20 protein-coding genes are annotated in these 26,372 nt (G+C 38.9%); 15 read left to right on the top strand and 5 right to left on the bottom strand.

Annotated elements, in window-relative coordinates; genetic code table 11:
- Position 1: 1 nt before the first annotated feature.
- From AC07YT_RS23560 to AC07YT_RS23545, 4 genes are all read left to right on the top strand, one after another.
- The gene (locus AC07YT_RS23560; protein ID WP_086545750.1) at positions 2-2,380 is read left to right on the top strand and encodes an endonuclease MutS2; all 2,379 of its coding nucleotides are present in this window, start codon (positions 2-4) and stop codon (positions 2,378-2,380) included.
- A 359-nt stretch (positions 2,381-2,739) separates the two neighbouring features.
- Entirely contained in the window at positions 2,740-3,828 is a 1,089-nt protein-coding gene (locus tag AC07YT_RS23555; protein WP_086545751.1) for a PQQ-dependent sugar dehydrogenase, read from the top strand.
- Between the two features lie 295 nt (positions 3,829-4,123).
- Entirely contained in the window at positions 4,124-4,828 is a 705-nt protein-coding gene (locus tag AC07YT_RS23550; protein WP_086545752.1) for a CoA transferase subunit A, read from the top strand.
- Positions 4,829-4,908: 80 nt separating this feature from the next.
- The gene (locus tag AC07YT_RS23545; protein ID WP_086545753.1) at positions 4,909-5,568 is read left to right on the top strand and encodes a CoA transferase subunit B; all 660 of its coding nucleotides are present in this window, start codon (positions 4,909-4,911) and stop codon (positions 5,566-5,568) included.
- Between the two features lie 137 nt (positions 5,569-5,705).
- On the opposite strand, the gene AC07YT_RS23540 is transcribed toward AC07YT_RS23545, so the two are convergent.
- Both AC07YT_RS23540 and AC07YT_RS23535 read right to left on the bottom strand, forming a co-directional pair.
- Positions 5,706-6,350 (bottom strand): uridine kinase family protein, encoded by a 645-nt coding sequence (locus AC07YT_RS23540; RefSeq protein WP_086549286.1) that lies wholly within the window; start codon positions 6,348-6,350, stop codon positions 5,706-5,708.
- Between the two features lie 2 nt (positions 6,351-6,352).
- Positions 6,353-7,891, bottom strand: a complete 1,539-nt coding sequence (locus AC07YT_RS23535; RefSeq protein ID WP_086545754.1) for a muramidase family protein — start codon at positions 7,889-7,891, stop codon at positions 6,353-6,355.
- Positions 7,892-8,175: 284 nt separating this feature from the next.
- On the opposite strand from AC07YT_RS23535, the gene AC07YT_RS23530 reads away from it, so the two are divergent.
- Both AC07YT_RS23530 and AC07YT_RS23525 read left to right on the top strand, forming a co-directional pair.
- On the top strand, positions 8,176-8,655 hold the full coding sequence (locus tag AC07YT_RS23530) for a Dps family protein (protein ID WP_086545755.1): 480 nt from the start codon (positions 8,176-8,178) through the stop codon (positions 8,653-8,655).
- Between the two features lie 105 nt (positions 8,656-8,760).
- Positions 8,761-10,596, top strand: coding sequence for a UbiD family decarboxylase (locus tag AC07YT_RS23525; protein ID WP_086545756.1), 1,836 nt, complete (start codon positions 8,761-8,763; stop codon positions 10,594-10,596).
- Positions 10,597-10,751: 155 nt separating this feature from the next.
- Here AC07YT_RS23525 and AC07YT_RS23520 read toward each other — a convergent pair whose 3' ends face one another.
- Positions 10,752-11,225 (bottom strand): hypothetical protein, encoded by a 474-nt coding sequence (locus tag AC07YT_RS23520; protein ID WP_086545757.1) that lies wholly within the window; start codon positions 11,223-11,225, stop codon positions 10,752-10,754.
- Positions 11,226-11,597: 372 nt separating this feature from the next.
- On the opposite strand from AC07YT_RS23520, the gene AC07YT_RS23515 reads away from it, so the two are divergent.
- From AC07YT_RS23515 to AC07YT_RS23500, 4 genes are all read left to right on the top strand, one after another.
- The gene (locus AC07YT_RS23515) at positions 11,598-12,560 is read left to right on the top strand and encodes a hypothetical protein (RefSeq protein ID WP_086545758.1); all 963 of its coding nucleotides are present in this window, start codon (positions 11,598-11,600) and stop codon (positions 12,558-12,560) included.
- 96 nt (positions 12,561-12,656) lie between these two features.
- Positions 12,657-13,250, top strand: a complete 594-nt coding sequence (locus AC07YT_RS23510) for a hypothetical protein (protein WP_145954215.1) — start codon at positions 12,657-12,659, stop codon at positions 13,248-13,250.
- A complete protein-coding gene (locus tag AC07YT_RS23505) occupies positions 13,214-14,002 on the top strand; it encodes a sensor histidine kinase (protein ID WP_086545760.1) in 789 nt (262 codons plus the stop codon). Before AC07YT_RS23510 ends, AC07YT_RS23505 begins: the two co-directional genes overlap by 37 nt.
- Positions 13,995-14,654, top strand: a complete 660-nt coding sequence (locus AC07YT_RS23500) for a response regulator (protein WP_086545761.1) — start codon at positions 13,995-13,997, stop codon at positions 14,652-14,654. Before AC07YT_RS23505 ends, AC07YT_RS23500 begins: the two co-directional genes overlap by 8 nt.
- Positions 14,655-14,790: 136 nt before the next feature.
- Here the strand turns inward: AC07YT_RS23500 and AC07YT_RS23495 are convergent, their stop codons facing one another.
- Both AC07YT_RS23495 and AC07YT_RS23490 read right to left on the bottom strand, forming a co-directional pair.
- The gene (locus AC07YT_RS23495; protein WP_086545762.1) at positions 14,791-16,320 is read right to left on the bottom strand and encodes an OmpP1/FadL family transporter; all 1,530 of its coding nucleotides are present in this window, start codon (positions 16,318-16,320) and stop codon (positions 14,791-14,793) included.
- A 20-nt stretch (positions 16,321-16,340) separates the two neighbouring features.
- Positions 16,341-17,363 (bottom strand): hypothetical protein, encoded by a 1,023-nt coding sequence (locus tag AC07YT_RS23490; RefSeq protein ID WP_086545763.1) that lies wholly within the window; start codon positions 17,361-17,363, stop codon positions 16,341-16,343.
- Between the two features lie 199 nt (positions 17,364-17,562).
- On the opposite strand from AC07YT_RS23490, the gene proS reads away from it, so the two are divergent.
- From proS to AC07YT_RS23465, 5 genes are all read left to right on the top strand, one after another.
- Positions 17,563-19,035: a proline--tRNA ligase gene (gene proS / locus AC07YT_RS23485; RefSeq protein ID WP_086545764.1), complete on the top strand. Its 1,473-nt coding sequence runs from the start codon at positions 17,563-17,565 to the stop codon at positions 19,033-19,035.
- Positions 19,036-19,226: 191 nt separating this feature from the next.
- Complete coding sequence (locus AC07YT_RS23480) at positions 19,227-20,366, top strand: cystathionine gamma-synthase (RefSeq protein ID WP_086545765.1); 1,140 nt, start codon at positions 19,227-19,229, stop codon at positions 20,364-20,366.
- A 213-nt stretch (positions 20,367-20,579) separates the two neighbouring features.
- Complete coding sequence (locus tag AC07YT_RS23475; protein WP_086545766.1) at positions 20,580-21,431, top strand: TIGR02757 family protein; 852 nt, start codon at positions 20,580-20,582, stop codon at positions 21,429-21,431.
- A 118-nt stretch (positions 21,432-21,549) separates the two neighbouring features.
- A complete protein-coding gene (locus AC07YT_RS23470) occupies positions 21,550-22,164 on the top strand; it encodes a Crp/Fnr family transcriptional regulator (RefSeq protein ID WP_086545767.1) in 615 nt (204 codons plus the stop codon).
- Positions 22,165-22,689: 525 nt separating this feature from the next.
- Positions 22,690-26,372 (top strand): PKD-like domain-containing protein (locus AC07YT_RS23465; protein ID WP_494945556.1); only part of this gene is annotated, 3,683 nt, incomplete at its 3' end.

The raw sequence follows: 26,372 nt of genomic DNA, 5'->3' as shown, positions 1-26,372 counted from the left end.
TATGTTATATCCCGAAAACTGTTTAGAACGTTTAGGTTTTGTAGAGATCAGGCAACTGATTAGCAAACATTGTTTAAGCCCTATGGGGCAAACAATGGTAGAGAAGATGCAGGTGATGAACCGTTTTGATCAGATTGATAAATTTTTACGTCAAACAAACGAATTTAAGAGCATCCTGCAAAATCAGGAACCGCTACAGATTAATACCTTTTTTGATATTAAATCGCTGGTTGAAAAAATCAGGGTTGAAGGCACTTACCTTTTAGAGGATGAGTGGTTTCAGGTATATACTTCATTGCATACTGTTTTTTCGGTCCTTCGTTTTTTCGAAGAACGTGCAGAAGTATACCCCACACTCGAAGCTTTGTTTGAGCATTTACCCATCGAAAAAACGATCCTTCGTAAGATCGAAACCGTAATCGATGCCAAAGGAAAGATCAAACCCAATGCATCAAAAGAATTGCAGGAGATTACCTCTGCCATTTCCAAAGCAGAGCAAGATGTGCGTAAGCGCATGGATTCGATTTACAAGCAGGCTATTGCCAATAATTGGGTTGCCGATGGTAGTTTAACCATTCGTGATGGCAGGATGTGTATACCGGTTTTGGCCGAAAATAAACGTAAGCTGAAAGGCTTTGTACACGATGAATCGGCAACAGGGCAGACCGTTTATATTGAGCCTGAAGAAGTTTTTACGCTAAATAATAAGCTACGCGATTTAGAATTTGACAAACGCCGTGAAATTATTAAGATTTTAATTGCTTTAACAGACGATTTGCGGCCGTATTCGCCATTATTGCTTTCTTACCATGGTTTCCTGACCAAACTGGATTTTGTTCGAGCCAAGGCTTTATTTGCCCTGGATATTGAAGCTGAAATGCCAGGTCTGTTAAAAGAACCTAAAACCAGGCTGATAAATGCCAGGCACCCATTGTTGTCGATCTCATTTGCTGCCGAAAAGAAAACCGTTACACCTTTAAATATTCATATCGATGCCGAAACCCGGGTGGTATTGGTATCCGGACCAAATGCCGGCGGTAAATCGGTTTGTATGAAAACGGTTGGCCTTTTGCAGATTATGTTGCAAACAGGTCTGTTGATTCCGGTTGATGCAAATAGTGAGGTGGGGATTTTTGAAAACATTTTTGCCGATATCGGTGATGATCAATCGATAGAAAGTGATTTGAGTACTTACAGTGCACACCTGAAAAAGATGCGCTATTTTGTAGAACATGCTTCGCCAAAAACGATGGTGCTGATTGATGAGTTTGGTACCGGTACCGATCCTCAGTTTGGCGGGCCAATGGCCGAGGCTGTTTTAGAGGTATTGAACAATAAAAAGGTGAGGGGGGTAATTACCACTCACTATTCTAATTTAAAACTCTTTGCAGGTAATACCCCTGGTTTGGAAAATGCTTCCATGCTTTTCGATAATGCCAAAATGAAACCGCTCTACGTTTTAGAAATGGGTAAGCCAGGAAGTTCTTATGCCTTCGAAATTGCGCAGAATATTGGTTTGCCTAAGGAAGTTATCCAGCTGGCCAAAGAAAAAACAGGCTCGAACCAGAATCGGGTAGATACAATGCTGGTTGATCTGGAGCGCGAAAAGAAAAATGTTTACGATGCCAAAGTAAGCCTGGCTAACCAACAGAATAAAGCCAAAAACCTGGTTGCAGAAAATGAAAAGTTAAAAGCATTTTTAGAGGAAAACAAAAAGATACTGATTAAAGAGGCGAAGCAGGAAGCGCAGAATATTATTAAAAATGCCAATAAACTGGTCGAGAATACCATTGCGGAGATTAAGGAAAAGCAAGCTGATAAAGAAGTAACTAAAGAACTTCGCCAGAATTTGCAAAAAGAACTGGTTAAAAATACGGTTCCGAAAGAACGACCTAAACCAGTGCAGGTCGTTGTGGGTGGTGAAATTGAAATTGGTGATTTAGTGAAATTTACCGATAGCGAAACCATTGGTCAGGTTTTAGAGATTAACCGCAACGAACTGGTTTTGGCCATTGGCGATTTACGATCGACGGTGAAAAAGAACCGCGTTCAAAAGGTAAGTAACCGTGAAGCTAAAAAAGTAATCCAAAGCAGTGCGAATTCGTTTGCAGGGCGGATGAATGAGGCTGTATCGGGCTTTAGGGCCGAGCTCGACCTTCGTGGAAAACGCACAGAAGATGCCTTGTTCGAAGTAGAGAAATATTTAGACAAGGCCATTATGCTCGGTTTCCCATCCATTAAACTAATCCACGGAAAAGGTGATGGAATTTTAAGGAAAATGATCAGGGAATACTTGCGTAAATATAGTCAGGTAAACAGGATGGAAGATGAACACGCTGATAGAGGCGGGGATGGGATTACGTATGTGTATTTGAATTGATGGAAGGGGTGCGATGGAGGATGGGAAATGGTAAACTCATCGGTTCTCGTGTAGGCGTCATTCCCAACTTGATTGGGAACCACGAAGTGCTCATCGAAGATAATCTTAATGCCTCATAATAATACATTGATCCCAAGATCCCGCATACGCGAAGATGATGATAAGGTGTAAAATACTGATGTAATCGTCATCTCGACTGAAACGCAGTGGAATGGAGAGATCTATCTCGAGTTAGATTTAGCTACGCTGAGCACTTCGTTGTTCCCGGCTACGCTGTGCTTCGCTCGAAATGACGTCCGCCCAGTAAAAACAATAAAACTTTATAACCGTAACGTTGTTATTTCTAAAACGTTACGGTTATGCGGGCAATACTACTCTGCTTGTTTGTAATGCTATTCGTTACAAACTGCAAAAAGAATGGTGATGATAATGAAGATCCAGGTACCCTGCCTGATGTAGATCTAAAATCAAAAGTCATTGTTTCCGGATTAAGTCTCCCGTGGGAGATGGTATACGGACCGGATAATTTTATCTGGTTTACCGAAAAAGCGGGTAAAATTAGCCGTTTAAATCCTGCAAACGGACAAGTAACACCCTTACTTACCATCACTGAAGTACGGACTAACGGAGAAGGTGGCCTGCTTGGAATGACATTACATCCCGATTTTGCCGGTAATCCTTATGTTTATGTCGTTTATGGCTATGGAAGCACCTATAAAGCCAAGGTTGTACGTTATACTTACAGCGGAGGAGGTTTAACAAGTCCTCAGGTTTTATTGGATCAGATTCCTGCTGCTTCTATCCATAATGGTTCACGTTTGCTGATCAGCGGTGGTAAACTTTTTATCAGTACCGGCGATGCTGCTGATACTGGCAATCCTCAAAATGTTAATTCTTTAGCAGGGAAAATCTTAAGGATAAATTTAGATGGCACTATCCCTGCCGATAATCCATATCCAAATAACCCGCTTTGGTCTCTGGGGCATAGAAATGCACAAGGATTGATCCAGGTGGGCAATAAAATTTTCTCTTCAGAACATGGACCTGATTCTGATGATGAGATTAATATCATTGAGAAGGGAAGAAACTATGGGTGGCCAAATATTAAAGGTTATTGTAATGAAAGCGGGGAGCAGTCGTTTTGCAGTTCGAATAATGTGGCAGAGCCGCTAATCAATTGGACACCAACCATTGCACCCAGCGGTTTGGCTTATTACAATTCCGATTACATTCCGCAGTTTAAAAATTCGTTGTTACTGGCTGTATTAAAAGGAACTAAATTAATGCAGCTTAAATTGGATGATGCACAAACAAAAATCACAGGAACGAAAGATTTTTATGTGAATACTTATGGCAGGATCAGGGCGATTTGTCAATCACCTGAAGGGAAAATTTATATCTGTACCAGCAATGGAAGCGATGATAAAATTGTAGAAATAGCGAAGTAGAGGAATTATTTTTTCCGCCCAGGACACTTTTTACAGCGTTTACCTTTTTTAAATTTCTCACAGCACTTTTTGTGCTCAGCGGTACAGCTGAAAATAAAACCCATGCCCTTTTGAAATTCAGGGTCGGTGGGTAATATGAATAGACTTTCTTCTCTCTCGTAAATCATTGCAGCACAAAGGTAATAGTTATTTAGATTAATTCCAATTAATTAATATTCCAGGTAGATTTAAAAATTTAAATGCAGCAATTTTGAAGGCAATTTGTAATTTAGCGAACTAACCAAAAATTCATAAGATGATAAATAAAGTGGTATCTGGAGCTGAAGAGGCTATCAAAGATATATCTGATGGTGTAACCCTCATGCTTGGCGGTTTCGGGCTTTGTGGGATTCCGGAAAATTGCATAAAAGCTTTGGTCAACAAACAGGTAAAAAATTTAACCTGTATCTCTAATAACGCGGGGGTTGATGATTTTGGTATTGGTTTAATGCTGAAACAACGCCAGGTTAAAAAAATGATTTCTTCTTATGTAGGTGAAAATGCAGAATTTGAAAGACAATTGCTGAGTGGTGAACTCGAGGTAGACCTTATCCCACAGGGCACTTTAGCTACCCGTTGCCTGGCAGCCGGGTATGGGATGCCAGCAATTTTTACGCCTGCAGGAGTCGGTACGGAAGTGGCAGAAGGTAAAGAAATACGCAATTTTGATGGTAAGGATTATTTGATGGAGTATGCATTTGATGCCGATTTTGCTATTGTTAAAGCCTGGAAAGGCGATACCGCCGGGAATTTAATCTTCAGGTCTACCAGCCGGAATTTTAATCCGGTTATGGCTATGGCAGGTAAAATAACCATTGCCGAGGTAGAAGAATTGGTAGAAGCAGGCGAACTAGACCCGGATTATATTCATACACCAGGTATTTATGTTCACCGCATTTTCCAGGGGAAAGATTATGAGAAAAGAATTGAACAACGGACAGTTAGAAAGTCCGAAGTCTGAAGTCGAGAGTCCGAAGTCGGGTTGCAGATCTGACCATTCTACTCATTCTATCATTCAAATTCATTCATTTACATTTATTTATGTTTTCAAAAGAAGAAATTGCACAGCGTATTGCTAAAGAAATAAAAGACGGGTACTATGTTAACCTTGGTATCGGCATACCGACTTTGGTTGCCAATTATATTCCAAAGGGAATTAATGTGGTATTGCAGTCAGAAAACGGTTTATTGGGCATGGGGCCATTTCCTTTTGAGGGAGAGGAAGATGCCGATTTAATTAACGCGGGGAAACAAACCATTACCACCTTGCCAGGCTCATCTATTTTTGATTCGGCCATGAGTTTTGGGATGATCCGTGCGCAAAAGGTAGATTTAACCATTCTCGGAGCCATGGAGGTATCAGAAAATGGTGACATTGCCAACTGGAAAATACCTGGAAAAATGGTAAAAGGAATGGGTGGAGCGATGGATCTGGTGGCTTCAGCCAAAAACATTATTGTGGCGATGCAGCACATTAATAAAGCTGGAGAAAGCAAATTGTTACCAAAATGTACTTTGCCATTAACCGGGGTAAAATGCATTAAAAAAATTGTAACTGAACTGGCGGTTTTAGATATTTTACCTGAAGGTGGTTTTAAACTTTTAGAACGTGCACCTGGTGTAAGTATCGAATTTATACAACAATCTACAGCAGGGAGATTGATTATTGAAGGGGATATTCCTGAAATGAGATTGGATTAAAATGATGCCTGATGCTAAAGAATGGTCATCATTCCCGCGCAGGTAGGAACCTTAATGCATACCGTAAAGCCTATCAAGGCATTATGATTACCTACAAAAAAGAAGTCAAGTTTTTAAAAACTTGACTTCTTTGATATTTATTGTATATCAACTAAAATACTGTTTCTTAAATCATTCGAAATATCCTCTGTGATACCGATAATTTCTTCAGGTTCATTGGTATTATTCATGACCACCTTATTGCACTGTTCGCGGTAGGGTAATAAATACTCTTTATAGGCAGGTACCACGTGGTTATGCCATTTGTACAATACATCTTCTTCAGGGTAACCACGCTCTAAACCATCTCGTTTTATACGGCGATCTAAAGCGACCTGCTCATCTGCATCAACAAAAATGGTATGATCTAATAATGCCGCAATTTCTTTAAAGTGGAGGATAAAAAGCCCTTCAACAATAATAATTGGTGCCGATTTAATCTCTAATATTTTAACAACAGCTAATGGATTGTTGAAGTTATATTCCTTTTTATAAACCACTTCGCCACTCATTAATTGCTTAATGTCCCTCAAAAACTGTTCGCTATCGATTGTTGAGGGGAGATCGAAATTATATAATTTATTTTCTTCCTGAGTCATTTCGCCAGCCGGGATATAATAATCATCCTGTGATACGAGTGTAACTTCATCCTGTTTAAAATGATGAAGAAAGCAGTTTAAGAAAAATGTTTTACCCGATCCGCTACCACCGGCAATACCAATTATAAATGGCTTTTTGTTCAAACTCATTGAGCACTATAGGTTAAATTGCAGAAAAAACGTTTGTCTAAAGCACCCAATGAATCGGCTACCGCTTTAGTCATTACAATGATAACATCTTTTGTGGATTCGTTCTCTGTAAATTTACCAACAACTTTGGCAAAGGTAGTACGGTTAGTCATGGGGTTGGTAATCTTAATTACCCTGCCTACAGGTGCTGTACGGTGTAAAACCAACATTTTTGTACCATCAAGATCCTGGTCTGCAATCCAAACTGCGGTACCTTTTTCTTCAATCTGACTTAAGCCATATACGCTCGGATCACGACGAAGTTTAGGGTCTTTAACCATTGTACTATCTGGTTCATTTTCCTGTTCCTCTTTCGATAAATCATTTACCGATTTAGGTTGTGGCGGTTTAGGAATGATCAGTTTTTGATCAACTTTAATGGCATTATCCTCAAGTTTGTTTGCCGTTCTGATCTGATAAGCGGTTAAATTATATTTTTTAGCAATGGTAAAAATGTTTTCTCCGGTAGCTACGGTATGGATAAAACTCTCTTCTTTTGCAGCAGGGGCTTCTTTAACTTTTGCTTCTACTTCTTTAACTTTAGCTTCTGCCTGCTTTTCTTTTGGAACCTGAACATCCGTAATAATACCTCCAGGTACTTTTAAAACCTGACCAATGGTAATGGCATTATCGGGTAAATCGTTCAGTTTTCTAATCTGGTAAGCCGTAATGCCATATTGTTTGGCGATGGTGAAAATGGTTTCGTTTCTTAAAACCGTGTGTGTACCGGCAGCATCTGCAGATTTGTTTTCCTGTACCGGTTTTTCTTCAGCAGCAGCTACTACCTTGTTTTCGTCGATATTTTTAGTTGCCGGAATTTTAAGTTTCTGCCCAATGCGTAGGTTGTTTCCCGAAAGGTTATTGGCTTTTTTTACCTCTTCAACTGTGGTGCCATATTTTTCAGCTATTTTCCCTAAAAACTCTTTTGGTGCCACCGTATGCTCAATCATGGTTTGATCTGCCGATGAGGTATTCGCTGTTGCAGTCTCCGTATTGTTTTTTGCAGGTGGTGTTACCGGAGCTGAAGTACCAGTCTGTTCTGTGTTTTTTGCAGGAATTTTTAAAACCTGGCCAATACTTAAATTATTTCCGCTGAGGTTGTTTAAAGCTTTAATTTCATTTATAGTTGTGCCATATTTTTCGGCCAGCATATTTAAATTTTCTTTTGGCTTTATGGTATGTTCGATAACATTTGAACTTGATGCGTTTTGTGTGGCATTCGACGAGCCGTTAGCCGTAAAAGGGATATTGGTAGGTACCTTAATAATTACCCCAACCTGAAGGTATTTGTTATCATTAAAGCTCATGATATCTTTAGGCGAAACATTATATCTTCTTCCTATAGAATAATAAGTGTCTTTTGCTACGGTTTGATGAACAATCAGTTTTTTGCCTTTATTATTTTCTACACCGATAGAGTCTCTCACTGTACTGGCTTTGGCATTTGCAATGTTTAAGGCAAATAACACTACAGCAGATAAATATATTTTATGCATTTATTTTTATGTAAATTTCTTAGTCAAAGGGAGCAATTATACGAATAATATTGTTAACCATCTTAAGTTCTGTTGTTCGTTTTTTAGTAAAAATTAGATGACTTTAGCTTCGTAATATCAATATGCTATTCATTAACAAATGTTTATAAAATTGTTATTTTGTACAATATTGAATATTAAACGATCTTATAAATAAGGTATTGTTCAAAAGCGATTTTTGAGCAAAACTTTTATAAATTTGAGTTGTTACTCAGACATTAAAATACATCATAATTAATAAAAAAATGGACGCTAAAGAAATAAGCTTAAACGAGAAAGAAGTTAAACCAGTTGTAGATCTGTTAAACGATTATTTGGCTAATTACCACATTCATTATCAAAAATTAAGAGGTTGCCACTGGAACATTAAAGGACAAAACTTTTTTACTTTACATGTTAAGTTTGAAGAATTATATACCAATGCACAGTTAACTATTGATGAAATAGCCGAACGTGTATTAACCCTGGGAAAAGCACCACACAGCCGTTTTGCCGACTATATCAAAGAATCTAAAATTAAAGAGATTGATACCATTGGGTTAAAAGACCTCGATATGGTTGATGCGATTTTAGATGATATGGCCTCGTTAATTGAGTTGGAAAGAGAACTTTTAGAAGCTACAGATGCTGCCGGAGATGATGGTTCTAACGATATGGTTAACCGTTTTATGCAGTTTAAAGAGAAAAATACCTGGATGTTACGTTCTTTTGCAGGAAAAAAATAACATTAAAAATTTAGGTTAAAAGCCTCATGTAAGTAGCTTAATTGTAAAATCTGCTTATATGAGGCTTTTTTGTTTCTGAAAAAATCTAATTATTTATCTTTGGGCATGGCGTACAAAAGTTTAGCAGAATGTGTATCCGATCTTGAAAAGCACGGTCATTTAATCAGAATAAAAGAAGAAGTAGATCCTTATTTAGAAATGGCAGCCATCCATTTAAGGATTTATGAAAATAAAGGACCAGCTATTTTATTCGAAAAAGTTAAAGGAAGTCCTTTTCCTGCTGTTTCAAACTTGTTTGGAACTTTAGAACGGTCGAAGTTTATTTTTAGAGATACTTTGCCAAAAGTACAGCAGTTGGTGGCCTTACGCAACGACCCTATAAAAGCGTTGAAAAATCCTTTCAAGTATGCAGGTTCTGCCATGTCGGCTTTATCAGCCTTGCCACTTAAAACACCTTCAGCAAAAAGCAAATTTTTAAAAACCAGTATCAGCCAGCTGCCACAGATCGTAAACTGGCCTATGGATGGTGGCCCTTTTGTAACCATGCCACAAGTTTATACCGAGGATGTAGATAAACCAGGTGTTTTAAATGCAAACCTGGGCATGTACCGCATCCAGTTAGGTGGGAACGATTATATTCAGGACCAGGAGATTGGATTACACTATCAGATTCACAGGGGGATTGGGGTGCACCAATCGAAAGCCAATGCACTGGGCCAACCCTTAAAAGTGAGCATTTTTGTTGGCGGACCTCCGTCACACCCTTTAGCTGCTGTAATGCCTTTGCCTGAAGGCTTATCCGAAATGACTTTTGCCGGTGCTTTAGGCGACAGAAGATTTCGTTATTTTTACGATGACGAAGGCTTTTGCATCTCGGCAGATGCCGATTTTATCATTACCGGAACCGTTTATCCGAACGAAAATAAACCAGAAGGGCCTTTTGGCGATCACCTGGGTTATTACAGTTTAACGCATCCTTTTCCTTTGATGAAAGTACACAATGTATATCATAAAAAGGATGCCATTTGGTCGTTTACAGTTGTTGGCCGCCCACCGCAGGAGGATACCAGTTTTGGGGCTTTGATCCATGAAATTACAGGCTCGGCCATTCCGCAGGAAATACACGGTTTAAAAGAAGTTCATGCGGTTGATGCTGCCGGCGTCCATCCTTTGCTTTTTGCCATTGGTAGCGAACGTTATACCCCATATTTAAAAGCGCGCAGACCACAGGAAATTTTAACCATAGCCAATCACATTTTAGGGAAAAACCAACTGAGTTTGGCTAAATACCTGTTTATTGCAGCTAAAGAAGATGACCTGAACTTAAGCACGCATCATATAGAAGCGTTTCTAACGCATATTTTAGAAAGGATTGATTTAACGAGGGATGTTCACTTTTATACCAATACGACTATTGATACACTTGATTATAGTGGCGATGGATTAAACAGCGGATCGAAGGTTGTAATTGCAGCAGCAGGGGATAAGCGACGTGAACTGTGGGATGAAATTCCGGAGGCGTTGACATTAAGTGATGGATTCTATCAGCCAAAAATAGCCATTCCAGGTATTTTGGTTTTGGAAAGTAACAAATATTTAAACCCTGAGAAAACAGCCGCCGAAATTGCTCTATTGAATATGGCTTTAATGAGTCAGGATTTATCTGGTTTACCTTTGATTATATTGGCAGATGATGCAACGTTTACGGCTGCTGACATTGATAATCTGGTTTGGATAACTTTTACAAGGAGTAACCCCGCGGCAGATATATATGGTATTAATGATTTTACCATCAATAAACACTGGGGCTGTAAAGGTTCGTTGATTATCGATGCCAGGAAAAAGCCTCACCACGCACCCGAGTTGATCAAAGATGCGGTGGTAGAGGCGAAGGTTGATGAGCTGGCTAAAGAGGGGAAAGCGCTATTTGGGCTGGTATAGTTTGAAAGGAACTTTAACTTACCTGTTAACTATTAGAAGTGGGCTTTATTAATTCAATTAATTAGATAAAATTAATTTCACGCATGTTCTTCTCTGATAATTTTAGGTCGCGCTGTTAGTTGCTTTCATTTTTATATTTTGGTAGCGCTGAACGACTAGACATCACAAAAATTTGCAGCACCTTTTAAAATCATGGTTGCAAGAAACCCGACAACCAGAGTAAGAATCATTGGATTGATAACTCCTATTCCAATTGCAGCAGCTATTGCTGTCAAAGCAATTGTTATTAATTTTTTCAATCCTGCTTCTTCGTCAATCAGTTTTTGTATCTCAGCGTTGATTGTACAAAGAATTTTTTTTACCTGATTTGCTGTTTTATTTCTATTCAGCCAGTCCAAAAACTTACGAAACGGATTCCACATTTCGTAACTTATGTTTGTTGAATATGATTCAGTCATCATACTTGTAACACCTTCCAAATTTGATTTAGTGTCTAAATCCTTATCAATTTCCCAATTAATATTGCTTCGCATATATCCCAAAGGATCTTTTGAATCAACAGCTGATTTTAGTTGTTCTGACAGGACGTCTAAGTCAAATTTGTGATTTAATTCTTCAAGTGAATTCATTTTTTTGATATGTTAATTGACAGTACCTACTCTATTTTGGTTTTCGGTTTCCCCGTGTAATATAATTTCATGGTCTTCGTTACGATGGCTTACCCAAAATTACTATTAGTGATATACTCAAATCAAGCGTGAAGCATCTGAATTTATATGCGTGAAAAACGCAAGGAGGTACCGCGAAATCACGGAATTTTGAAATAACTTGGTTGAGTTGATAATCGGTGAAAAGCTCATTTGATTGACTATAGGGTAGGTGTTTTTAGAACGTAGCAAAGGATTCGATCTAATTTGTATAATTGGGTTATTTCCAAATTCAATAAGGCTTAATCTATATTTAGATGAAAATTTTTATAAACCTAAAACAAAATTAAAATTATGAGTAGTCTAATATTACCACGTATCTACGTGTCAAAATCAATTGGTGATGCCAGAAAAGCATGGTTTAACGCACATAAGTATGGTGTGCTCCATCAAGCTGCAAAAAAAAATGGAGCATTATCAGAAACACAGGAAGTATATTTTCATCAAGCGAAGGCGGTATCAGATCATATTAACGCATTGATTAATGAAAATGAAAAAATAGATGGTTTTCGGATTTATTTTGGAACTTACGGTCCGAATCAGATTGGAAGTAAACGAGGCCGGTTTAATTTAATTTTTGTTTCTACAACCGATAAGCATGACAGTGGCGAATATTACATAAAAGGTGGTACACCAAAAGATAATACCATTGAGCCAATATCAAAAGAACTTGCCTTAGAATACGTGGGGAATTTTCAAGCTCCAGATATGAAACGGGACAGACTTACTCCAACTTTGACGACTGATGATCAAGATAATACGTGTTTTGAAACAAAGCACTTATGGTTTGATATCGAAAAAATTAAAGAGCTACGCGATTTAATTGAAGATCATTTAATGAAATACGCAGGTTACGGCTTAAAAATAAGATTGGTTTCCTATACAGATGAAGATGAAATTGAAGGAGCGTTTGGTGGAAGGGTTGCTCAGACTTATAAACAGCGGCTGACAGTTGACTTTGTCTTTATAGATGAAAACAATAGCGAGGTTTATCTAGATGATGAAATCTTAATTTTAAGAACAATTGAAACCATTGCAAAGATAGGTCATTCATTCGTAGGAGATGACCCTATGTGGAAAGAACTTTTCCAAAAGCCTCATAATAGAGCGAAACTGGATAGAATATTAGAGCTGCTGAATACTGAGTATATTGAATTAAGGGATATATTAAATGATTTATATACAATGGATACCGGTGATCCTACTCCACCTCCATCAAATGGTAATAATCAGGGACTTGATATCTCAGATGAGTAATAAAATCTTATTTTAGATACATATTTAAATTTTATGTATCTCAGGTATTTATATATTTTTTCATTAGGACTCTGTTCAATCTTAAGCCTTTATCAATTGCACAAATTAACAAAGCAACTAAAAGTAGTTGCTTTGTTATGTGTTTATACTTTTCTACTTGAACTTAGTGTGTTTTTATTTAAACAAGATGTTGGTTATGAGGGTAATACGCTGCCTCAATATAATTTTTTTATTTTGGTAGAATTTATATTTTATGCCTATTTCTTCAAACAAATTGTAAGAAATGTTTACTTATTAAAGGTAATAAACTTATTCTTACTGATGTTCCCAGTGCTTTGGTATATATTTAGTTTTTACAGTTTTAATATACTACAATGGAGCAGCTATGCTTTTGTATTTGGCGGAACATTTATTATTTTCTTTGCACTTATTTATTGTTATGAAAAACTAACTTCAGACGAAACTACATCACTTTTTAATGAAGGTGAATTCTGGATTGCTATAGGTTTAATTGTTTATTACACCTGCGTTGTGCCCTATATGGGAATGTTTCACTATCTGACAGTAAATTATGAACAACTAGCTGTTAAACTAAAAAAATTAAATTTAATAACGAATATAATTATGTATTTACTGTTTGCTTATGCTTTTTTATGCAAAACGATCAAGACCAGGAAGTCCTATTTGTAATTATTCCCAGTATCATAATTTTCTTTGCACTTAGCAGTGCGATCGTTTTCCTGATGCTCTATTTTCAGAAAAAGAAATTTCAGTACGCAAAGGAAAAAGGGGAGATGGAAAAACAATATGCAGAACAGCTCCTTCAATCGCGTTTGGAGATGCAGGAGCAAACTTTTGATACCATAAGCCAGGAAATACACGATAATGTAGGCCAGTTATTGAGCCTGGCCAAACTGCAATTGAGCGTTGTAGAACAAAATGAGACGAGCAATAGACCGTTAATTATGGAAATTAAGGGCAATGTTGGAAATGCGCTTACCGATCTGCGGGATATCGCAAAAAGTTTGAGTACAAGCCGCATACAGGAACTTACCTTGTTGCAGGCTGTAGAGCAGGAGCTGCAGCGGATAGCAAAGGCAGGCGTTCTTAAATGTAATGTGATGGTAACAGGTGATGAACAGCAAATTGCTGAACAAAAGAAAATTATCATTTTCCGTATCGTGCAGGAAAGCCTGCAAAATATACTTAAACATGCCGGTGCCACTATAATCAACATTGGTTTTGATTTTTTAACAGAGCGGCTTAAAATAAGTATTGAAGATAACGGCATTGGGTTCAGCTCAACTGGAAAAGATAAAATAGAAACTGGACTCGGACTTCAGAATATTATAAAGCGTACAGCCCTGATTATGGGAGAAGCTACCATTACCAGTGTTATTAATCATGGAACTAAAATCATACTAATCATCCCTTATGTCTGATCAAATTAAAAATATAGCCCTGGTTGACGACCACGTCCTGTTCAGAAAAGGAATGGCGGCCCTAATCAGCTATTTCCCGGATTACAAAATACTATTCGAAGCTGCAAACGGAAAAGATCTTATTCAGCAACTCAAGATCTATGGAGTGCCCGATATTGTGCTGCTTGATATCAATATGCCCGAGATGGATGGTTACAGTACCGCTTCCTGGCTTCGCATCAATCACCCTGAGGTAAATATACTTGCTTTGAGTACCATGGATGCCGAAGGTGCTATTATTAAAATGATAACCAATGGCGCTAAAGGTTATGTGTTAAAAGATGCTGAACCGGAAGAGCTAAAACGTGCTTTTGATGAAGTAATGAGTAAAGGATATTTCTACAATGATTTGGTTACAAGGAAGGTCATGCAGTCGTTAAGTGCATTGTCATCAGGTTCAAAGATATCCGATTTTGTGAAATTAACAGAGCGGGAGATGGAATTTTTGAAATATACCTGCACTGAAAAAACCTATAATGAAATTGCAGCTGAAATGTTTGTGAGTCCACGTACTATTGATGGTTACAGAAATTCTTTATGTGAAAAACTACAATTAAAAAGCCGTACCGGCCTGGCACTTTATGCCGTTAAAAATGGTATAGTTAAAATTTAAGTGATTTCTTCGCTTGTCAGGTGATTTGTAGCTATAACGTTAAGGATTTTATAGGGTAGAGGTTAATTTGTGCAATAAACAAAAAAGGCTTCAGTGCATTTACTGAAGCCTTTTTTGATATGCTAGTGTTTAGCGCTTAAAATCTTACACCAAAAGTCAAAAATACGTTGTTTCTATTGCTTTTAACATCAGCAACAGGTTCTGTATAATCGTCTAATAAATAAGGGCTTGAGCTGAAATTTGTTTTGTAGTTCTGATAGGCTAAATCGAAATAATAGTTATCTATGCGGTATCCAATACCACCGGTGTAGTATTGACCCTGATAAAATTTATTGTCACCGCCTTTAACGCCGTTTCCATTTACACCATAACCTGCTCTTAAGCTAAACTCGTTAGTGACTTTTACTTCAGCACCAACCCTGTAGTTAATCGCCTCTTTATACGATTCTTTAATGAAAGCATTATTGTCGTTTATGGTATTACGGTCATATCCATCCACATCAGAAAAACGCATCGAAGCATAATCTACATAATCCACATCTGCTGATATTAATGCAGTACCACCTATTACATAACTGATACCAGCGGAAGCTTTTAATGGCGTACGTAAGTTATAACTGAATGTATAATATTTAGTTGGATTATTTGAGCTAGAAGGTGCATTTGTTGCATTTCCTGCTAAATTTGCCTGTAAGGTTTCAGCAGTGTTATCTTCAATATTCATCCAGGTTGGTGTTTGAAAATTGATACCGATTCTTAATTCATTAACTGGTCTGAAAATCATTCCAAGTTTTAAATTAAATCCACCACCTTTTGTTTCCTGGTTCCTGAAATGGGTTAAGTTATAATTTTCATTTCCGGTATACGCAGGAATTGGTAAGCCATCATCGAAAGAGTTTACGATACCCGATTCAGTAAAAGTGGCATCACTGATGTATTTTACATTAACAAAACTAGCGGTTGCGCCAATATATACTTTGTTGCCAAAGTTAAGGGCACCTGCAACGTTAAACTCTGAAGTTGAACCTAATCTCGATTCATCCCAATTCTGTTTAAAACTCGCATTGTTGTAAGGCTCTGCAGAATATCGGTTTGGGTAATTCGTTGCATTTTTATTGATTAAATAACTGTCGTATGCATCACCGGCTATCGAATTATCAATTCCACCACCATTGGCCTGGTCTACATAAGCATCTCTAATGGAGCTATTGCTATTTGTTCCGTTATAGTTGATGTTATTTAAGAAATCGTTATTCCGGGTATAACTTAAGCCAAATACCGTACTTACCAGTCCTTTGTTCACATCAGCACCTTTCATTCTTGCTGCCGGGCTGTAAAATACCACACCAATATTATTCAGATTAATCTGACTTTTATTTGCTTTTGTATTATTGCCTAAATAAGCACTGTTATTCGAAACTGAATTAAATTCTGGTGTAAGGCTAAACTCTGATTTAGTGAAAAGGCCTAATCCGGCAGGGTTTGCATTAATTGAACCGATATCGCCACCAACCCCAATTTGTGCACCACCCATTCCTTTAAATCGGGCAGAGCTACCATAATTGGTTTGGGAGAAACGGAATGCATCAGGTGCATAACTTTGGGCGTATGACGTTCCCATAGCAGCTACTGTAGCTACTAGTGAAGCTAAAATATATTTTTTCATGTTGTGTGTTTAAATTTAAATTAACCTCTTCCTGCTCTAGATGGTCTTGAACCACCACCGCCGCCACCGCCGGTTGAACCACCACCACTATTTCCGCCGCCATTTGATGGAGGAGGAGAGTAGCTAGGTCTGCTCTCGGTTCTGGTAGGTTGTGAAGGTGTATAGGTTTCGTTTCTGGTAGGTCTGCTACTTTGAGTACCTTGAGGACTATAACTGTCATTCCTGGTCGGTCTGCCAGCTTGCGAGCCCTGAGGTTGAGCATAGTTACCATTAGCCTGGCTTCTGGTTGGTCTACCTGCATTATTATTTGGTACATAACCTACGCCGCCATTTGGATTGCTTACACCCGATCTGCTCGGTCTGCCAGCGTTTCCGGCGTTTGTATTGCCACCGTATCTTGGCACACCTCTATCATTGCTTCCTGGCCTTGGTCTGTAAGAACCACCTCTGTTGGCGAAACCACCGCCACCGTAATAGCCGCCGCCGATACCCCAGCCACCGCCGTAGTATCCACCGCCCCAACCGTAACGGTCATAGTATGAATATGGTCCCCAGGAGTTCCAGCCATAAGGATTGTTCCATCCGTAACCAAAGTTGCCATAATAAAACGGATTGCTCCAGATACTGCCATAACCAAAGCTACCGCCCCAGCCACCTAAACCGTATCCGCTGTTCCAGCCCAGGCCATAACCTAAATAGTTTGAAGCACCGTAACTGTTTCCGTAATAATAATTGTCAAAGTAAGGGTCGTAGTAGCCTTGAAAGCTATAACCATTATAAAAACGGTTTATTCTAGATGAGTAATCCATATCGTAATAAGGATTACTGGTTCCATAATATTCATCGTATTCTTCCTGTCCCTGAGCCTGGTTTTGTGCCTGCTGACGTTGAGGGGGAGCAATTACTTCAACCTCTCTAGCTTTTGCTACAGAGTTATAAACATCATCTGCTGGCTTAGTTTGAGCCAATTTTGATGTAGAGCATGATGCCACCAACCCTGCAGCAGCAATCATTACAATGGGTAAAAATTTAATTGGTTTCATTGTGTTTATATTTAGTTGTGTGTGTTCACGAATTTAATAAACAGTTTCAAAAGTAACTAATTATTAACTATTTATTTAGTCAAAAAAATGATATAAAATAATTGATATTATTTTGTTAATCGTTTGTAGGCATAAATTTATAAATTTGCCATCGAATTTTACACTTTTTAACATACAAATTACGTTCCAAATACATAACATGAGCAAAGAAATTACAAGTAGAGAAGCAGATTATTCCCAGTGGTATAATGATATTGTGTTAAAAGCAGATTTAGCAGAGCACTCTGCTGTGCGTGGTTGTATGGTTATAAAGCCAAATGGCTATGCTATATGGGAAAAAATGCAGGCTGTTTTAGATAAGATGTTTAAGGATACAGGCCATCAGAATGCCTATTTTCCTTTATTCATCCCAAAGTCATTTTTCTCTAAGGAAGCTTCTCACGTTGAGGGTTTTGCGACAGAATGTGCAGTGGTAACACATTACCGCCTTAAAAATGACGGTAACGGAAATATTGTGGTTGATGAAACTGCAAAATTAGAGGAGGAATTAATTGTTCGTCCAACTTCTGAAACCATTATTTGGAACACCTATAAAGGATGGATCCAATCCTACCGTGATTTACCTATACTGATCAATCAATGGGCCAATGTGGTCAGATGGGAAATGCGTACCAGGTTGTTTCTGCGTACAGCCGAATTTTTGTGGCAGGAAGGGCATACTGCTCATGCTACAGCAGAAGAGGCGATCGAGGAAACAGAACGTATGTTACATATATATGCCGATTTTGCCGAAAATTGGTTAGCCGTTCCGGTAATCAGAGGTCGTAAATCACCAAATGAAAGATTTGCAGGTGCTTTAGATACCTATTGCATTGAGGCTCTAATGCAGGATGGCAAAGCTTTGCAAGCAGGTACCTCTCACTTTTTAGGGCAGAATTTTGCCAAAGCTTTTGATGTTAAGTTTACAGGTAAAGACGGGAAATTAGACCATGTTTGGGCTACTTCATGGGGTGTTTCTACACGTTTAATGGGGGCTTTAATTATGGCACACAGTGATGATTCAGGATTGATTATTCCACCGAAATTAGCACCAATTCAAGTGGTTATTGTACCCATTTACAAAGGTGACGAAGATTTAGCCAAAATCTCTACCTATGTAAACGAATTAACCATGCGTTTAAAAGGATTGGGGGTTTCGGTTAAATATGATGATCGAGATACACAGCGCCCTGGATTTAAGTTCGCTGATTATGAGTTGAAAGGTGTGCCCATCCGTATTGCCATTGGTGGCCGCGATTTAGAAAATAAAACAGTCGAAATTGCCCGCAGAGATACCAAGGTAAAACAAACCGTCCCTCAGGAAGGATTGGATATTTACATCATCAAACTATTGGAAGATATTCAGCAAAGTATGTTCAACAAGGCATTGGCTTACCGTGATGAGCATATTACTGAAGCCAACAGTTACACTGAGTTTCAGGAACTGTTAGATACCAAAGCTGGTTTTATTTCAGCACATTGGGATGGAACGCCGGAAACTGAGCAAAAAATAAAAGAAGAAACAAAAGCCACCATTCGTTGTATTCCTTTAGATAATAAACTGGAAGATGGCGTTTGTATTTATTCAGGAAAACCATCTACACAAAGAGTGTTGTTCGCAAGAGCGTATTAGTTAGCCCTGAGTTGGGTGCTTGGCGTTTGGAGTCTCCCTGCAATCGCTTTAAAAATAAGTTTTGAAATCGTTAGTTAGAAATTTTGCTCCTTCTGGCTAACGATTTTAAATTTTAATGTAAAATAGTATCGGGATGTGGGATGTTTTGAAATCTTATTTCGATACTTGTTAATCATCTCTATATTATAAAAATGAAATTCGCAACTAAAGCTATACATGCAGGTCAAGAGCCTGATCCAACCACCGGTGCGGTAATGACACCGATATACCAAACTTCTACCTATTGGCAAAAATCTCCCGGAGATAACAAGGGTTACGAGTATTCGAGAGGAACCAACCCAACGCGTAAGGCTTTGGAAGATTGTTTAGCAGCTTTAGAAAATGCTAAATATGGTCTGGCTTTCTCGAGTGGAATGGGGGCAACAGATGCCGTATTAAAGTTACTGCAACCAGGCGATGAAGTGATTACCGGTAATGATTTGTATGGAGGTTCGTACCGTATTTTTACCAAAATCTTCACTAAATACGGTATCAAATTCCACTTTCTGGATCTTTCTAAACCAGAGAATATATTGCCTTACATCAACGATAAAACCAAATTGGTTTGGATAGAAACACCTACTAATCCGACCATGCAGATTATCGATATTGAAGGGGTGGCAAAAATTACGAAAGAGAAAAATTTAATCCTTACTGTTGATAATACATTTGCATCGCCTTATTTACAAAATCCGATCGATCTCGGCGCTGATATTGTGATGCATTCGGTAACTAAATATATTGGTGGCCACTCTGACGTGGTGATGGGAGCTTTGGTAACCAATGATGAGCAATTGTATAAAGATCTTTGGTTCATTTACAACGCCTGTGGTGCAACACCAGGTCCGCAGGATGCTTTTTTAGTTTTGAGAGGAATTAAAACGCTTCATCTTCGGATGAAAGCACATTGCGAAAATGGGGAGCGTATTGCACATTATTTAAAAACACATCCAAAGGTTGATAAAATCTATTGGCCGGGTTTTGAAGACCATCCTAACCATGACATCGCTAAGAAACAAATGCGTGGTTTCGGTGGGATGATTTCGATTACGCTAAAAGGTGCTGATCTGGAAGAAACTTTTAGAATCTCTTCTAATTTTAAAGTGTTCACCCTGGCCGAATCGTTAGGTGGTGTCGAATCGCTGATTAACCACCCTGCAACGATGACACACGGCTCTATTCCGAAAGAAGAAAGAGAGAAAGTAGGTGTAACCGATAACTTACTTCGTTTAAGTGTGGGCGTAGAAGATATCGACGATCTTTTAGAAGATCTGGCTAATGCATTGGCATAATATTTCAATCGGGCAGGTCATAAATACCTGTCCGGTTTTTTCTTTTTGTAAAGCCAGGCTGTGCCAGTATTAGTGCTCGTCCGGCTTTTCACTAAATCTTTTTTGTTGAGGTATCTGTTTCATCAAAATGAGGAAAAACAAAAAAGGATACCGTTTCAATCCGGTTTAAATGGCAGCAATTGTGCTGCTGTTTACGTCTAAACAAAACTAATCATGCAATTTCTGGAGTTAAAGAATTTTCTGGATAGTAAAGTTGAACAATACAATCAGCCAGATTTTATAGCAAACGATCCGGTTTGTATTCCCCATCTTTTCGAAAAAAAACAGGATATAGAAATTGCAGGCTTTTTTGCTGCAGTTTTAGCCTGGGGGCAGCGGAAAACCATTATTAATAAATGTAAGGAACTGCTTAGGCGGATGGATAATGCGCCTTACGATTTTGTTGTTCATCATACCGATAGCGATTTAAAACGTCTGCTGAACTTTAAACACCGCACATTTAACGATACCGATTTACTTTATTTCATCTCATTTTTTAAGCAGCACTATCAAAACTACAATAGTTTAGAGCAGGCGTTTGTACCTGGGCAAGATGTTTTTCGTGCGGAGTATTTAGCCGTTTCATCTGTAAAACCAGAAATAACTTATGCCTCTGAAGTGTGTTATGCTGCTGAACTTAATTTTTCAATAGAGCAGGCGCTGAACCATTTCAGGCAGTATTTTTTCTCCCTGGAAGATTTTCCTCACCGCACGAAGAAACATATTTCCTCGCCAAAGCAAAAATCTACCTGTAAACGTTTAAACATGTTTTTGCGGTGGATGGTTAGGGTAGATCAAAAAGGTGTCGATTTTGGTATCTGGAATACACTTCAGCCTAAAGATCTGATTTGTCCCTGCGATGTGCACGTAGACCGGGTAGGGCGTTTGCTTGGGCTGATTAACAGAAAGCAGACAGATTGGTTAACCGCAATTGAATTAACCGAGAATTTGAAACAGTTTGATCCGTCCGATCCGGTAAAGTATGATTTTGCATTATTTGGCCTGGGTGTAGAAAAGCTGTTATAAGCTTAGTGAAATTGAGAAATGTCAAAAAAAAATTCTTTTTTTCAATTCAATCTTCCTATACTTACATAGTGGTCTTGCTTCGGTTTAGCAGGATTGTGTCTATCCCAACAGTTTCGCTATGATTGCAGTTAATTTATCTGATGAAGATAGGTGGAAGAAATACAATAATTTTTCGCCACTAGTCTCAATTTTCAAGAAATTTCACCCGCTTAATGATGAAATAGAAAAGCGGATTAACCAGCACACTTTTCCAATCAGCTACAAAAAGAATAAATACCTCGTCTCACCAGTTGATCGCAACAAGTTCCTTTTTTTAATTGTTAAAGGTGTGGTGAGGGGTTTTATAAAAGATGGAGATAATGAGATTACCACATGGATTGCCAAAGAGAATGAAGTGGTAGGTACCATACGTAATTTGTGGATAGATGGCGATTCGGAAGAGTATTTACAGGCATTAGAAGATGTAGATTTAGTTGCCATCCCGCATGTATTATCCGAATATCTTTACGAAAATTTTCCGGAAGCGAATATCGTGGGCAGAAAGATGATGGAGTTGTATTACCGCTCGGCAGAAGAGCGTGCTTACCTGTGCCGGATTTCGTCAGCCGAGAAAAGATATAAACGGTTTTTACTCTCTTTCCCTGATTTAATTAACCGCGTTTCTTTAAAACATATTGCTTCTTTTTTAGCCATCAGGCTCGAAACATTGAGTAGGATCAGGGCGAAGATTTAATTCTTATCATTCGATTTATTTTCTTGCTTTTTTTAAGGTGAAGGGTTTAGGATTTTAACAGATCTTAAACCCTTTTTGTTTATGCCTGAAAATTACATTTCTAGTTTTAATCAGTAGTATAAATACTACATGTGATTAGATAGTTGTTGATTAATATCAAAAAAACACTTCGCAGACTGGTTGTTGTATGCCAGCATAGTAAAAGTTAATTTCTTTTTTTGTTTACTTTGTAGTATTGGTAATACAGTTTTTGACAATTTAAGTACAAAAATCGTTAACAATATTGTGGTTTTTTGGTGCTTGCAGGAGTGTTAAAAATAACATACTTTTGCCACCCTTAAAAACGGCATTTTATAATAGTCTCTATCTCTTCAAAAGTGTTTTATAATCAGCGTACAAACGCGGTTTTTACTGCATCCTATAAAGAGAAATTTTTATTGAAAAACAACCTTTTTAGGAAGATTTTGTGCTCATCGGATGAGATCAATTACATGCAGTGATTAACCAATTATTTCCAGGTGGAAAATGAATAAAATTATACAACGCTTTCTCTTCAGTTTTCAAAAAGAAACAAGGTTCAAACTAATGGCATTGTCGTTATTTTTACTGGTTTCTTATTCTTCAGCTACTGCGCAAACTTACAAAACGCACTATATTGCTCCTGCACCATGGCAATATTGGAGTAGCGCCAATGAAATTGTCATTTCCACCAATACTGCCGGAACTACTGCAACCGTTAAGAAAAGTGATGGAAGTTCAATTACGACTTTAACACCCACTCCCGGCAACCCGGCAGTTTACAGGTTTGCCGGTGATCCGGTTGGTTTAGCAAAAAACAGCCTGAATACGATACTTAATGCTGCAGGAATTATTGTGACCGGTAACAATCCAATTGCGGTAAATATCAGGAACGTAGCTTCTGACGATATTCCTGCTGGTGCATATAGCTCTACCAATGATCAGTATATTAAAGGGAATGCTTCATTATTCAGCTTTGGAGATGCTGCCGTTGGTAATGCTTTCAGGGTAGGTTATTATCGCGATGGGGATCTGAATGGCGTGGCAGCCAGTGTTTCTACCAAGCGGCCAGTATATAGTATTCTGGCGATCGAAAATAATACCACGATCAAACTTAATGGTACGGCCATTACTACATTAAATGCCGGTCAAAGTTATATTTTACAGGCTGCCATGGGGAGTTTGGTGGAAACATCAGGCCCTGTTGTAATGAATACCGGAATAAACGTAGATGCGCCGGAGGCCTGTGGTGATGGTGCTTATAATCCGGTTCCTCCAATTTCTTCTTTGGGCAATGAATATGTGGTGATCAGGGGAAAAGGAAATAATACGGCTGAACAAACCACTATTATAGCTTCAGAAGCGAACACCAATGTAACCGTATCTAATTTTGATCACAATGGCGTACTGCAATCAACCAATACCTATAACCTCATTGCTGAGGGAAGTTTTATCACTTTCCCCAATGGCGTATCTACCGGAACCAATACAGGAAACGTTCAGGTAGGGGATGCATCTTCGGGATCGAGGATTGTAGCAACAAAAAATGTAGTAGCCTATTCGGGTACTGCAAATCAATGTGAAGTTGATATAGCCACTTTAGCACCGCTGAGTGCCTGTGGAGGTTCGTTAAAAGCAGAAACCTACAAGTTTAGAGGCAATAATCTGGGAGATTTGCCATACTTCGCTTATCTGATTACCAAAAGTTCTACTGATAAAATCTATCTAACCACTAACGGAGGTTCGCCGGCATTTAACAATACAGATGTGGAAACTATCCCTGGGGTAGGGGTACGTAGACAATTGGGAAGTTCTGGTGCTTATGCCATCGATTTTGAGAATACGAATATTGGTAACCCGAATTCATTTTATTTAAGCAGTAATACCAGATGGACTGTTGCCATGGTACAATCGGGTGGTGGTTTTTCGATGTCGAATTTTCTTTCCCCATTTCCGGAGAAAGCATTAAAACCAACCTTTGCGCAAGCCGATTGTGCATCTGCATTATTAAGTGCCGATGCCAATAGTAATGCTCCTTTTCAATGGTATCTAAATGGAGTGGCTATTGCGGGTGCAACTGCGAGGACTTATCAGGCTACGGTTTCTGGTTCTTATACCATCACGTCGACATTAGATTGCGGAATCAGTTCACAATCACTTCCGGTAACCATTGCCTTATGTAATGTTGATTTGATCTTAACCAAGGCGGTTGATGATACATCACCAGCAAAAGGAGGGACGGTTAATTTTACCATCACCGTAAAAAATTCGAACGTTGCTTCAGGTACAGTTACCGGTACAGGTAATGCAATAGCTGTTTCGGCAACAGATTTGCTTCCTTCAGGATATACTTATGTTTCAAGTGTGGCCGCTACCGGAACATCTTACGATCCAACTACAGGTTTGTGGTCAATTGGAAGTATGAATGCTGGTCAGAGCCTTACGCTTACTATAACCGCTAAGGTTAATAATTCTGGAAATTACAATAATACTGCAACAGTAACCGGACCACAGGCAGATCCTGTATTGTCAAATAATACCGCTTCGGCAAGTGTTACACCGGTAAATATTTCATTAACATCGGCAACGGGAACAGATAACCAATCGATCTGTGTTGGTGGAACTACAACAGCAATCCAATATCTGATTACAGGAACACCTATCGTTTTAGTAACAGGTTTAGGTTCATCAGGGCTGAATTATGGAACCACAACTTCCAATGGAAATACTATTTTAACTATTGATGCTGGGACGGTATCTAATGCTGGCAATTATAATTATACGGTAAGGGCAACATATGCGTCCCCATCTGTTACGGTTATTAATGCAACAGGATCTATCGTTGTAAGTCCTCAGGTAACTACCCCCGTTTTTACGCTGGGTGCTACTTCATCCCGCTGTCAGGGCTTCGGTACACAAACCTATTCGGCAACAGCCAGCAACGCGACTGGAATTACCTATAGCATTAGTCCGGCAAATTCCGGTGTAGTTAATGCCAATACCGGTGCGGTAACCTGGTCGTCTGTTTATAATGGTACTGCAACGATTACGGCGACTGCTGTAGGGATATGCGGAACTAAAACAGCAAATCATACCGTAACGATTAATTCAACAGGAACGATTAGCGGGGCCGCTACCGTTTGTTCTGGTTCAAACGGAACATTGACCTTATCTGGTGCGCCTTCAACTGTGGTGCGTTGGGAATCATCAACAGATAATGGTATAAACTGGACGACAATTGCAAATACCACAACAACTTTAAATTATAGCAATATTGCTGCAACTACGCTTTACAGAGCAATTGTTTCTGGTGGAGGCTGTACCAATGCCGCTTCAGGAACAGCAAATGTAACGGTAACACCTCGTCCGGTAATTGCTAATCAAACTTATTACATCTGTAAAACAGGTAGTTTTACTTTTGCACCAATTGATGTGCCTAATGGAACAACCTACACATGGTCTAGTCCAACGCTTTCTTCTGCAAATATTACCGGCGGAACCGCTGGTACTGATCAGCTTTCGGTTAATCAAACCTTAACCAATTCAGGTACAACATTACAAACGGCAACCTACACGGTTACGCCTACTTATTCATCATGTTCGGGTAATGCTTTCACTATTACTGTATATGTGGTGCCAACGCTTACGGCTACAGCAAGCGGAACAAGTATCTGTTCTGCATCTGCGTTTAGTGTTACGCCAAATAGTAATGTAAATGGAACAAGCTATACCTGGACAGCAGTTTTAGCAAACGGAACAGCCTCGGGGTTTTCGAATCAATCTACTGCGGTTACTGCGCCAATTTCGCAAACCTTAACAAACACTTCAGGAGCCGATGCTACTGTAAGATATACCGTAACACCAATTTATAATGGTTGTAGCGGCGCTACTTTTACTTTCGATGTGATTGTAAGAACGGCTACACCAGCACCAACGGCAAGCAACCAGACTTTCTGCGAGATTTCCAATGCTACAGTTGCGAATTTAGCTGCAGCAGAGACTTCAGTTAAATGGTACACACAGGCAACAGGCGGAACCGCCCTGGCTTCGGGTACAGCTTTGACCAATGGCACTTATTATGCCAGTCAGACTTTAAACGGTTGTGAGAGCGCAAGCCGTGCACAGATCACGGTAACGATTACAGCTACACCAGCACCAACGGCAAGCAACCAGACTTTCTGCGAAATCTC

It is taken from the genome of Pedobacter sp. GW460-11-11-14-TSB4 (assembly GCF_059423705.1).
The sequence above is the reverse complement of the archived record's forward strand: the minus strand, read 5'-3'. Positions and strand labels throughout refer to the sequence as shown.